Here is an 11666-nt window from a genome sequence, read left to right as displayed (position 1 = left end):
GCAACTACCCGAAGTGCTTTCTCATGAAACGCCTGTAAGGCTTTCTGAATGAAGGTATGTTGTCAAAGATAGTACCCCAAAGGTCATAGTAATCTCGCTGCTCGATTATCTTTCCCTCTTCACTAATAGATAGACGGCTCGCACCGTAAATCACGGAAGTCCTCGTCTTCTTGAAGAGTATCGTCATCTCCCATTCAACAAAGACTACTTTATCTTCCATAATGACTCTAAGAACAGCCATCTTCAGCTCTTTAGATCTCTCGGCAAGCCTTTCTGTCATTTTCTTGAATTCTTCGATCCCCCGGATTTCCTGGATCGTGTCCTTAAAGAGAATTTTGTCGTCATAGTAAGGAAGAATGTGAGACCAGTCCGGTTTCCCTTCGGTGTTGTAGGTCTTTGACCATAATTCTCTTATTTGATCCGCACTTGTTATACAAAACGTATCCATAATCACTACTCCCTAAAGCAGACAGGAGGAGAAAGCTTCCAAAATCCTGCATGTGCTTCCAGCAATTAGTTCGCAAAAAACATCTTAAGAAAATCGTATCACGGCGCCCCTTAAGAAAGTATATTTGGAGGATAACAAAATAGCAAGCTCTCGTTCCTCCTAATGAATTGTGAACAGGAAGCTTGAGAGAAGGAGTTTTCTCGATACAATACGTCCGATGAACGTCTCGCTACCGCAAACTAGAGAAACCCACTGCGGCATGATATGAGCTTCGAACGAGAGGACCAGATGCCACGAACAAGAACCCCATTTCCAGAGCGAAGGTCTTGAAATTTTCAAACTTCTCCGGCGTAACGTAATCGACGACCGGTAGGTGTTCATGAGAGGGCTGAAGGTACTGCCCAATCGTCAACATGCTGCAGCCGGCCTCAAGCAGGTCGTTTATTACGGATCTAACTTCCTCTTCGTTTTCGCCCAGTCCAACCATTATTCCAGACTTGGTTACTATTGTAGAATCGATTTCCTTTACTCTTCTAAGAAGCTCAATTGAGCGGCCATAAGCCGCTCCGGGTCTGACCTTGTCGTACAAGGAAGGTACCGTTTCCACGTTGTGATTCAGCACGTCCGGATGCTCTCTGACGATTTTTTCTAGTGCCTTCCAGTTACCATTCAGATCAGAGATCAGCAGCTCGATTGTCGTATCAGGACAGTTCTTTCTCAATTCACGGACCACATCGACAAACTGAGAAGCACCTCCATCATCTAAATCGTCCCTTGTAACCGAGGTGATTACAGCATGTTTCAATTGGAGAACCTGAGCAGCATGAACAATGCTCTCAGGTTCCTTTGGATTGGGAGAGCCGGGTATTCCTTTCGAAACGGCGCAGAATCGGCAGCGCCTTGTGCATACGTTGCCTAGTATCATGAAGGTTGCGGTTCTGGAAGCGAAACATTCACCTACATTGGGACACCTCGCTTCTTCGCAAACGGTGTGAAGTCGTAGGCTTCGCAACATGATTTTTATGTCACTCAGTTTACTTCTGTCAGCGCAAAGCTTTTCTTTAAGCCATTTTGGTTTCTCTATCACTTTGAACACTCTCCAGCCATTCTCTCGAAATCTCCACGAGCTTGCTTTCAAAGATAAGTGCGAACTTCTCTTTCACTCTCTCAATGATCTCACGGAAGTCTAAACTGACTATAAAATCATCCATCGAAACAACTGCATAGTCCTTTATTCCGCAAGGATTTATCAGTTTGAAGTGATCTTTGTTCACCTGAACATTCAGAGCAAATCCGTGCATTGTGTACCATCTTTTTACCGCTATACCGACGGCGGCAATCTTCTCCTCTTTGACCCATACGCCCCTGTATTCCGGTTTTCTTCCTGCTTCTATACCGTAATCTTGCAACAACGTTATTACTACCTCTTCAAGAGAGTGCACGTACCAGGGAAGATTCTTCTTCCATTTTCCAAGATTCAGAATCGGATATGCAACAAGCTGACCCGGGCCGTGATAGGTTATATTACCTCCCCTGTCGGTGTCTTGGAGCGCGACCCCCAGGCGTTTGAGCTCACTCTCGTCAACCAGAAGATTCTCTCTTCCTCCCGACCTACCTATAGTCAGCACCGGTTCGTGTTCAAGAAGAATCAATATGCAGTCCGCTTTTCCCGTCATTACTTTTTCAAGCGCTCTATGCTGTATATTTAGCCCGTCAAGGTAGTTTGTGAGCCCATTAAGACTTATTGAATAGCAAATTCGATTTTCCAAGGTCACTCAGCTCCAACCTTATCTGATTTTTCGGTAACTGAAGAAGGTAATGTTCTAACCAATTCCGCATATTTCATGACTTCTTCTCGACTTAAGGGAGCGGGGCGGGTTTCTCCAGCGACCCACAACGCTACCTGATCAAAGAAATGAGGACTTCTCGGATCTTCGGATATCCCGGGCGGCAGAAACGCTCGAGAGTTGTCGATGTTCGAAAGGTCCACTACCTGAGTATAAGAATTTCCCAGCTGAGACCAGATGGTATTTGCTGAGGTTGTCGTGAGAGACGGCATGATTCTATTTGCATTCGGAAGTATTGAGGGAAAACCCTCAAGATTAGCCTGATAGACCATCACTTGTGGTCTGACTTGAGAAGTGCCTTCTCGGATGTTGGCTGTTGCAGTCTCAATAACCTGATTGACCCAAACCGCGAGTTCCTCCTCGTCCGTCAACATGCCGTAGATCTCATTTTCGCTCAAGACGGAACGAAGGAGGAAAATGTTTCCCGCATGGCCTCCGCCGTATTTTGAGGCTAGAGTGGCAGTAGAAGAATCGACCCTCAAACTGCGATGCATTGTTTGGACAAGAGTCTCAGCAATATCTGCTGCCCTGCTGTTCTCAACCAGGCGATAGTCCCAATCACTGAAAACGTTTAGAAGCCTCGATGAGCTTTGAGACAACAGATTCCTTTGAAGCAAAATGCCGGCGAGATTGAGAAAGTCCCTGGCAATTGCCGAGACATTGTCTCGATGAATTTCGGAAAAGCTCTCAAAAGTGAATTCGTTCTGATTATCGAGAAGCTCGTAAAGTCTCATGCTTCTAGGGTTATGTCCGGTCCCTCCGGTGCCTATCGTTAGGGAATACGGATACCAGTCGCCAACGGGCAGGTGATTTGCGCTGGCAACGAACCCCAAAGATGGATTCAAAACATGGGGAAGATCTTCAAAGGGCAAGTATCCCGTCCATTCCTCGTTGCCCGTCCAGCCTATCTGGGGAAGGCCAAGTCTTCCGGAACGGATCGGAATTGCCGCAGCCGTATGGTATCCGATATTTCCCGACACGTCGGCATACACAACATGTATCCCAGGGAACATGTAATCGCTCAATCCGCCGGTGAATTCTTCCCAGTTCCTTGATCTCATCATGGATAACATACCCGTTATCGGTGTCTTCATCTCGTCAATAGCAACGTATTTCAGTGAGAAGTTTTCTGCACGCCCTGCTCCTTTTAGAAACGAGTCTACGAGGGGACCATGAATAGTCTTACTAACTGTGATTTCAACCGGTTCTTCATCACGAACGTTAATGACCTCTGTGGTAGACTGCACAGGATACCAGACGTCTTTGAAGAGAAATTCGGATCTATCTTCACTTAGTCTCTCCTGAAAGAGGTCTCCATTGTCAGAACCGAGCGCAGTTGCACCCCAAGCGAGATATTCGTTCCAGCCAATGAGAAAGCCCGGCGAACCTGCAACGCAGATTCCTCTCACATTGTAGTTGCCACCGCTGAGATGTATTTCATACCAGAGAGAAGGAAGAGTAACGGCAATCTGCGGGTCGCTCTCAAGGAGAGGACTCCCTGTGAGAGTCTTGCTTCCCGATACCGTCCATGCGTGGCTGGCCTTCAATGAGTCCCATTCAAACCGCTCACTTGACTCACCCGGTCTTTCTTCCATAAGGCGTCGGTATGCGTCGGGGTCGGTTCGAAGGAAGTCGGATTCAGTTACAATCGCAGCTGAATTGTCTATGACGATCCGGTCTTGAGTTACGCCGCTCCGCAACCGCTGCTCGTAGTTTCGAAGGGCCGTGACTTCGTTTTGCCACGACCGATCGAACCTCTCTGATAGGCGCATCCACACAGCAATACTATCGGCAACCGTCCATGGATCCGGGACGATTCCAATCTCATCGAAGACAGGATTCAGGTTATCGAGATTAGTCTCAAGATAGTAGTTTACTCCTTCAGCATAGGCTTCGAGTATAGACTTCGTCTCACCGTCCAGATGATTGGCGATCTCTTGCGCGTGTTTGTAAAGCCCGAGCGTACGCATAAGCTTGTCCGACTCTAGCCAGTCCTTGCCGTAGATCTCTGACAGCTTTCCCGAGACTTTTCTGCGTGAGAGCTCCATTTGAAACATTCGGTCTTCTGCCGTTGCATAACCTGCTCCAAAAAAGAGCTCCGAATCCGTATCTGCATAGACGTGGGCAACTCCCCAGTAATCACGAATTATCTCTATCTGACTTGCAAACAACGTCATAGGGGAAGTTAAAAGAGCTGCAAGCATGAAGATTGTGAGTATCCAAAATCCAGTTTCTTTTCTCATGTTCACCCCCTAGATTCATCATCTGGAATGACCTTCCAATTATAGAGCACTCCATCCTCTGGATGAAATTGAGGCGAGTATCGCTCTTTTTGTGGCAGTCGAAATAGTCAAAGGGATCTCATTGTTGACTTAGCATACCTTTCCTGTGACCTTTGCAGGATTATGATGGAGGAATTCAAAGACTCATTTCATCCGTGAATTGCCTGAAAGATTTATGACAGCGAAAGACTACGTGATAAGTCTTCGACAGTGGAATAGGTTCATATGGGCTTTGTTGGGCAGAATAAGCGGAGAGGTTTCCCTCTCCGCTTCATCTAGTGATTCAGATCAATTGGCAGGATTAATTATTACTATTCTTCCCTCATTTACAGGAGCGATCGTTCCATGCCTTTCAACGTACTCCGCGAAGGCGTCTCTCAGGAAAGACTTTGTCACAATAGTCTTCTCCATTTCGAGGAACATTGTGAACTTGTCTCCTCCGCCCGTGAGGAAGTCGTTAGCCGTAAGGGTATAGGTCTTTTCGAGATCGAGAGGTACACCGTTGGATGTAACGGATATCAATCGCTCATACGGTGGTTTTGAAGCGTCGAATGTGTATTCAAGCCCCGATACCTGTAAGAACTGACCGGCGGCGGCCGGGTAGGCCGAAATGCCGTGTTCAAGGATGTCCCATATCTGTTTTCCGGTAGCCTTTACGGCAACTACGAGATTGTCGAACGGGAGAACAGTATATGCGTCCTTTATTGTAATATCTCCCGCGGGAACACTTGCTCGAACTCCGCCTCCGTTCTGGATTGCGAAATCAGTCCCCGTCATCTCTCTCAGACTGTCGGCTATAGCGTTGGCCAGATTGGATTCTTTGAGGCGCACAGTTCCTCTTTCTCCATCGAGATCGACTTCGGTCCTTCCAATTACTGTACCGAGCCTATCGTCGAGCTGCGAGACATAACTCTCTACCACTTCAACCACGGCCTCATCCTGCGGCAGATTTTGGCTCATGAAGACGTGAGCAAAGTTGATTCCGATTACCTCGCCTCTGTAGATATTTAGATTAGTCTTTGAGATCAGCTCTGCATGTTTACCTGAAGAGATTACCCAGCTTCCGTTTATCTTCTCCGGGAAAGCGACAACGTCTCTTCCACCTTCAAATACCAGATCGTATCCGGAGACCCTTATCGGTAGTACTCTGTTTCCACTGTGCAAGTGTGCAAGGGCGAATACCAGATCTACCTGGGGAGACACTTCATCCAGGACTCTCTGCGCGGCCGAATACTGCTCTTCAAATGTTATTCCGGCAACATTTCTGGGGTGTGTATACCAGGCGCTACTGTCATCGGTAAGTCCCACAATCGCTATCTTGAGACCCGCAATCTCCTTGATTATGTATGGCTCAAGAAAGTATGGGGATTCTCCCAGGTATAAAGTATTGGCGCCAAGGAATGGGAAATTCGCAAGCTGGCTGTTTCTTTCCATAACGTTGAATGGGAAATCGAAGTCGTGGTTGCCGAGTACCATCGCATCGTAACCCATCATGTTCATTATCTTTATTACAGGTTCACCTTCGAAAAGATTGGCAACATTTGTGTTATAGGGAGCATCTCCTACGTCGAGAAGGAGAAGGTTGGGCTGCATTGCGCGTTCGGTGTTGACAAAGTATGCCATTTTCTCAACCGCTCCGACGGGATATTTCGCCCCACTGGGGAAGTATGGCTCGATGTGACCATGAATATCTGCGGTCGCCAGAATGGTGATAATCGTGAAGTCTGGGTTTTCTACGAAGTTGGAAAGGATTTGCGCAGCTTCCTCTCTTCTCAGTGGTCTGTCAAGAGAAAGCAGCTCGGCAGGTGCGTAAACTAGCTCTCTAAGTTTTGCTTCATAATCTAAAGGCTCATCTACTCCGAAAAGAACCTTTGCTACAGCAAGTCCGAATTCAGCTGCGGTTATTGGTTCAAACGGCCTATATTCTCCGTTGACCACCTCTTCCGCACGGACCTTTATAAGCCCCTCGATGTATTCCTCTCCTTCGATATCGACGATATCTTTGGCAGACGGAACAACGAAAGCCTCATCAATAACACCAAGTGGATCGGTGTAGACGAACTTCTTCTCAACCTCTTCTTCGATCTTCATCGAATGAATCGTTGACAATTTGAATGTCTTGACAATCCACTCGGCCGCGTCAGCTCTTGAAAGAGCCTCAGCTGGATAGAAATACCCATCAAATGCCTCAACTATTCCCGAGGCATGAAGTTTTTCGATCGCAGCAGAATACGGACTGCCCGCGATATCTTTGAAGGTTGCAAAGGATAGAACACAAACCAGAATCAGCGCAATCAGTACGAACTTACTCCTCAACATGATATCCCTCCTCTTTGTAAGGTGCTGTAATAATAAAAGAAATCATAAATCTCCAAAATTGATTCCACCCACGGACCGCGAAGCAATCCTAAGAATAGTATAATGCCGCGAAACGATATATCAAGCTCAAGTTTAGTCATTCATCAGTAACTGTTTCAGCGATTATAACAGCCTTACATAACGATACTCATAACTTGTTCGAAAACTCCCATATCTCCTCTGTAATCCTTGGAATTCCAGGTATCTAATGCATTGAGATTGTGTTCTAGCAAATATCATGTGGTGTTTCAATAATGAGAATTCATCTATCCGCACAATCTCCATAAGCGGAGGCCACAGCCAAGGGGCCAAGCGGGGGTGGGGTATAGGGTATAGGGTCTGGTAAGAGCGTTAAAAGCTGTTCTTGGAAGAGCGGCTGTTTGTTCCGATGCTGTGAGTCCAGGTTCTTCGTTATTGGTCCAAGATTCCGTAGTGCCGAAGACAGAGCCGTCCCTGGTCATTCTCCTCAGATCATGAACTCGTCCTTCGAAAGAGCCGCTGTGCGCTTAAAAGCGGTGAACCCGCTGGTCGCTCGAAATCGGCTGTTGCAAACTCCAGAACAACAAACTCAAATTCCGTCATGCTGAACATGAGGCCCGTTCTTGATGTTTCAACACACCCCGTCGACGATGGAGCCGTCGACACCCCTCTCGAGAGGGGATTAAAGTGCTCTTCAGGGCTTTTCAAGATCTCAGATCCTTATTTGGCCTGTTTGCTTTCCCCTTCTCTCTACTCTATGAATGAATGGTTTGACCAAAAGCGAAGAACAAATCCTCGCTCTGGAACGAAGAACATGTTTTCCTCGTCGGACGGAGAACCGTTCAACGGCCAACCGCTTTCTTTGCTCCTGACCAATTCCCGACCTCCGACCCCCAACCACGATTTTCCATAAGACCAGATCCTGAACAGGAGCACTTCAGCCGACAAAGTAAGTTCGTCCTGATCAGATTACTTTACTTTGCTTGCTCTTTTTCTTTGGTTTTTGCCTCATGGTGCGTAAGCGCCAGCATCACTTCCCCGGATTCCCTTCCGGGCATCACTTCCTCGCGCCAGCGAGCCTCACTTCCTAGCGAAGCCAGCCTCGCGTCTTATTCCGCTCTTTCCTACAACCAACCTCTAGCCTCGTTTTTTGTTCTCACAACTCACAACTTGCAACTTGGAACTGATCCTTTGCTCTTCATCCGCAAAGCTCAAGTATCGCCTGTGTGAATATCTTCGCACTGGTCAGCAGATCTTCAATCACTGCAAATTCATCGGGGCCGTGCATATTGTTCTCGCTTCCAGGCATAGTACAACCAAATGCCACACCGTTTTCCAGTCGATGAACGTACGTTCCACCTCCCATCGAGATGCAGTATCCCTTCTTTCCGGTGTAGTTTTCGTAACATCTAAGAAGTGTCTTGACGAATTCCGAGTCACCGGGAACGTGGTGAGGAGGTTTTATATCATCGTTTTGCAGAACTATGCCATACTCGGCCAGTTTTGCCTTAATTACGTCAAGGAGGTTCTCTTTCGTTGCGCATAAAGGAGCCCTGCAATCGAACGTCCCGTTGAGGCTTGAACCATCGTAATCCATCATATTAAGGCTTATTGTAAGCTTGCCGGAGAGTTCATCGCTCATCGCAACGCCAGCAGCCTCACCTAGCCAATCTCCGTGAGGAAATACTGAGTTCAGAGCTTTCAGCCGTTCAAAGCCGGTACTATGAGAAACCGGGAGTCTTGAGATGACCTCCAGCAAACCCGTCAAAGCATTTCTCCCCTTATCTGGAGTCGAAGCATGACCTTGAAGTCCTTTAGCCGTGATTGTAGTCTTTTCCCCCTCAGTGGTTAAGTTGAACGAGATGCCACTCAGTTCGCTTACGGCATCACAGTAATCTCTGATCTCTTCAGGATCGATTCCTTCGACAACCGCAGATGCTTCACCGGGAACGACATTGCTCTTGATGCCTGCCTTGAAGCTTACGACCCTTGGAGTCTCGGTTGACTCTTCAAACCTGGATTCGAACTTTCCCTGGAGCCCTCCCTTTTCTATATTCACAACCGGGAAACTCGCATCCGGCGAGAAGGTCATAGGAGCCTCCTTTTCGATTCCATAGTAGTAGCGTATGTCGGATGATCCACACTCCTCATCTGTTCCTAAAATAAGTCTGACGCCGGCTTTTAGGGGGATGTCAAGATCCCTTACAGCCTTCATGGCGTATAGAGCAGCTACTGCAGGACCTTTGTCGTCGATCGTTCCGCGACCGTAAAGCTTTCCGTCCTTGACGACTGGGTCGAAAGGCTCCGTAACCGACCAGCCGTCTCCCCCAGGTACTACATCGAGATGGGCCAGGATGTCCAGCTTGTTTTCGAGTTCATTGAAATCGACAGCACAAACGTAGTTGTCGTAATTCTTGGTCCTAAATCCCATTTCAGATGCCATTTCCAGAGCTGCAGCCAGTACTTCCGCCGGCCCATCGCCATACGGTCTACCCTCTTTCGCTTCTTCCCTGTCGCTCTTTATTCTTATCAGTCTCATAATGTCTCTTATCATGAGTCCTTTGTTTTGCTCGAAGTAGTCTTCAATCAGTTTCTTCATAAGAATCAATCTTCACCTCCACCTGTTATAAGTCTCAGATAATGCGTATCCGCGTCTTGCTGCTGCATCGAAAAGGTAACCTAGTGATTCCTCTATCTTGCCTCTAGGTGCAGCAACGTTCATCCGTGTGAATCCCTTTCCCCCTATTCCATAGTTTATACCACGGTCTAGGTCGAGGTATGCCTCATTAAGCAGAAAGGATTGCAGTTCGTCATCATCTAACCGAAGGCCGCGCCAATCTATCCAGATCACGAAGGACCCCTCTACTTCGGATACTCTAACATCTGGAATGTTGCTTCTAAAGAAATCCCTGATCATGTTTATGTTCTCAGCAACATATTTCTTCATCTCCCGTACCCAGTCAGAGCCTTTCGGTCCGTATCCGGCACATACCGCCGCGTGGGTCAGAGGATCTATGCTTCCATAATGATCGGCATCCCGCTGAACCCCGAACTTATCTCTTGTTTCGGAATCGGGGATAATCATATTTGCATTGTTAACGCCCGTGAAATTGAAGACCTTTCCCAGCGAGGTCGCAACTATCGAGTGGCTTTCGTTTCCAGCGACCTTAGCGTAAGGAATTGTCGAATTGCCGTTGAAGGTTATCTCTCCGAATATCTCGTCACTGAAGACAAGGACGTTATATCTTTGAGCAAGTGAGGAGATTATCTCTAGATCTGAAGGCCGCCACACTTTCGCAATGGGGTTGTGAGGATTGCACAATACGAAAAGCCTGTTCTTATCAACCTTCATGCATCTCTCAAGGTCGTCGAAATCCATCGAGTACTTTCCGTCTTTGTAGATCAGAGGATTGCTTACTATCTCTCGATTCGTCCTTCTGACTGCCTGTTCATACCTGTTGTAGACAGGAGGCTGTACGATAACGCCGTCTCCCTCTTCTGTGAATGCCCTTATTGTCGTTGCGACTGAGTGAATCGTGCCGTAGGTAGGAACTATCCAGTCTTTCTCTATCTCCCAGTCTCGCATGTTCTTCATCCACCAGCGTATGCTTGAGAGATACTTATCATCGGCAAGAGTGAATCCCATAAGCCCAATCTTCGCTCGCTTTACAAGGGCGTCGATTATTACCGGAGCGGTCTTGAAGTCCATCTCGGCACCGGCATAGGCTTCGTATGGGGGCTTGTAACGGATACAGTCAATAACCTCGGCGGAAACAAACTCATGATACCCTCAGACAACTTCGCCGCTCATTCTATTTCTTCTTCGCTTTCACAGAAAATCGCGATGATGAACTCAACGAAACTAACCGTGGAGACAATGCTTCTGTTGTAATGTGGGCAGAAACGACGGCGATTTTCACAACGTATATTCAGGCCGGGGAGGAACAGGTTCCTGTTTTACAGACGCCAGCCACGATTCCGCTCGTCGCCGCATCCAGTGTTAACGGAGGCAAGGTTGTCGCCGTTTCCTGTGCTTTTACCTTTCACGGTACTCTGATGGGATTAGCTCCAGGCAACACTGACCTATTTAGAGCCATAGTCGGATGGTAAGCATCGATGAAAGAGTGGAGTGACTACTGCAAGTTTCCGGATTTGTCGTTATTCTCAGGTTTGATAATTGTATACTTCTCGAAAAGTCGGACGGTAATGATGCCGCATAGCGCTCCGAGTACAATCCCGGTGATAACGTCCGAGAAGTAACTGAAATAGACGTATATTTCGGCAAGCGCTATGAAAGCAGAGAGAAGGACAAGGGGGACTCTGAGCATCTTGACGTTGTTCCAGAGAACGGCGGTGTAGGCAAATGAGATAGTAACCGGAGAAGATGGGAATGAGTAAGTTTCGGGAGTCGGAAAGATTATCGCGTACCCCTCGATGAACTCGAGTGGCCTCAACCTCCCGAAGACGGGCTTAAGGATAACGAAGGCAACAAGCAGACTTATCGCTAGCCCCAGCGAAGTCATGTAGCCGGCCCTGCGGAACCTCTTGTCGAAGAGGAGAAGGACCGTCAGTAGTATCCATACGAGGGCCCCCCTTTCGAGAAACAGCATAAATGAAAGGAACAGATCCATTACCTCTCCAGATATTGCCGAGTTCAGCGAATTCATTAACGAAAGCTCAAATTCATTCAACGCATCCCACATAAAGCCACCACCAAAATCCTATCAAAAGAGGCGGCTCAACACCGCCTCT

The 11666-nt window shown here is 47.5% G+C and carries 9 protein-coding genes; all 9 read right to left on the bottom strand.

The window, feature by feature from the left end; all coding sequences use genetic code 11:
* Positions 1–4: 4 nt before the first annotated feature.
* Positions 5–448: a nuclear transport factor 2 family protein gene (locus RJ60_RS12770; protein ID WP_103134949.1), complete on the bottom strand. Its 444-nt coding sequence runs from the start codon at positions 446–448 to the stop codon at positions 5–7.
* A gap of 229 nt (positions 449–677) precedes the next feature.
* Entirely contained in the window at positions 678–1535 is an 858-nt protein-coding gene (lipA, locus tag RJ60_RS12765; RefSeq protein WP_103134948.1) for a lipoyl synthase, read from the bottom strand.
* Positions 1510–2223 carry a lipoyl(octanoyl) transferase LipB gene (lipB, locus tag RJ60_RS12760; protein WP_258006324.1) on the bottom strand — a complete coding sequence of 238 codons (714 nt, stop codon included), beginning with the start codon at positions 2221–2223 and terminating at the stop codon, positions 1510–1512. Before lipB ends, lipA begins: the two co-directional genes overlap by 26 nt.
* Positions 2220–4538 (bottom strand): penicillin acylase family protein, encoded by a 2319-nt coding sequence (locus RJ60_RS12755; protein ID WP_103134947.1) that lies wholly within the window; start codon positions 4536–4538, stop codon positions 2220–2222. Before RJ60_RS12755 ends, lipB begins: the two co-directional genes overlap by 4 nt.
* A 327-nt stretch (positions 4539–4865) precedes the next feature.
* Complete coding sequence (locus RJ60_RS12750) at positions 4866–6896, bottom strand: 5'-nucleotidase C-terminal domain-containing protein (protein ID WP_103134946.1); 2031 nt, start codon at positions 6894–6896, stop codon at positions 4866–4868.
* Positions 6897–7664: 768 nt separating this feature from the next.
* Positions 7665–7790, bottom strand: coding sequence for a hypothetical protein (locus RJ60_RS16330; protein WP_258006323.1), 126 nt, complete (start codon positions 7788–7790; stop codon positions 7665–7667).
* Positions 7791–8112: 322 nt separating this feature from the next.
* Positions 8113–9513, bottom strand: coding sequence for a dipeptidase PepV (pepV, locus tag RJ60_RS12740; RefSeq protein ID WP_103134971.1), 1401 nt, complete (start codon positions 9511–9513; stop codon positions 8113–8115).
* A gap of 12 nt (positions 9514–9525) precedes the next feature.
* Positions 9526–10623 (bottom strand): MalY/PatB family protein, encoded by a 1098-nt coding sequence (locus tag RJ60_RS12735; RefSeq protein WP_103134944.1) that lies wholly within the window; start codon positions 10621–10623, stop codon positions 9526–9528.
* A 424-nt stretch (positions 10624–11047) separates the two neighbouring features.
* The gene (locus RJ60_RS12725) at positions 11048–11617 is read right to left on the bottom strand and encodes a phosphatase PAP2 family protein (RefSeq protein WP_102819441.1); all 570 of its coding nucleotides are present in this window, start codon (positions 11615–11617) and stop codon (positions 11048–11050) included.
* Between the last annotated feature and the right edge of the window lie 49 nt (positions 11618–11666).

The sequence above is a fragment of the Mesotoga sp. B105.6.4 genome, assembly GCF_002896535.1.
GTDB lineage: Bacteria > Thermotogota > Thermotogae > Petrotogales > Kosmotogaceae > Mesotoga.
Note: the sequence above shows the minus strand (reverse complement) of the source record. Positions and strands in the feature narration are given on the sequence as shown.

Bases quoted from the DNA above. Each gene is read 5' to 3' on its own strand.
- RJ60_RS12770 (WP_103134949.1), bottom strand. From the start codon at position 448: ATGGATACGTTTTGTATAACAAGTGCGGATCAAATAAGAGAATTATGG.
- RJ60_RS12755 (WP_103134947.1), bottom strand. From the start codon at position 4,538: ATGAGAAAAGAAACTGGATTTTGGATACTCACAATCTTCATGCTTGCA.
- RJ60_RS12750 (WP_103134946.1), bottom strand. From the start codon at position 6,896: ATGTTGAGGAGTAAGTTCGTACTGATTGCGCTGATTCTGGTTTGTGTT.
- pepV (WP_103134971.1), bottom strand. From the start codon at position 9,513: ATGAAGAAACTGATTGAAGACTACTTCGAGCAAAACAAAGGACTCATG.
- RJ60_RS12735 (WP_103134944.1), bottom strand. From the start codon at position 10,623: ATGGACTTCAAGACCGCTCCGGTAATAATCGACGCCCTTGTAAAGCGA.
- RJ60_RS12725 (WP_102819441.1), bottom strand. From the start codon at position 11,617: ATGTGGGATGCGTTGAATGAATTTGAGCTTTCGTTAATGAATTCGCTG.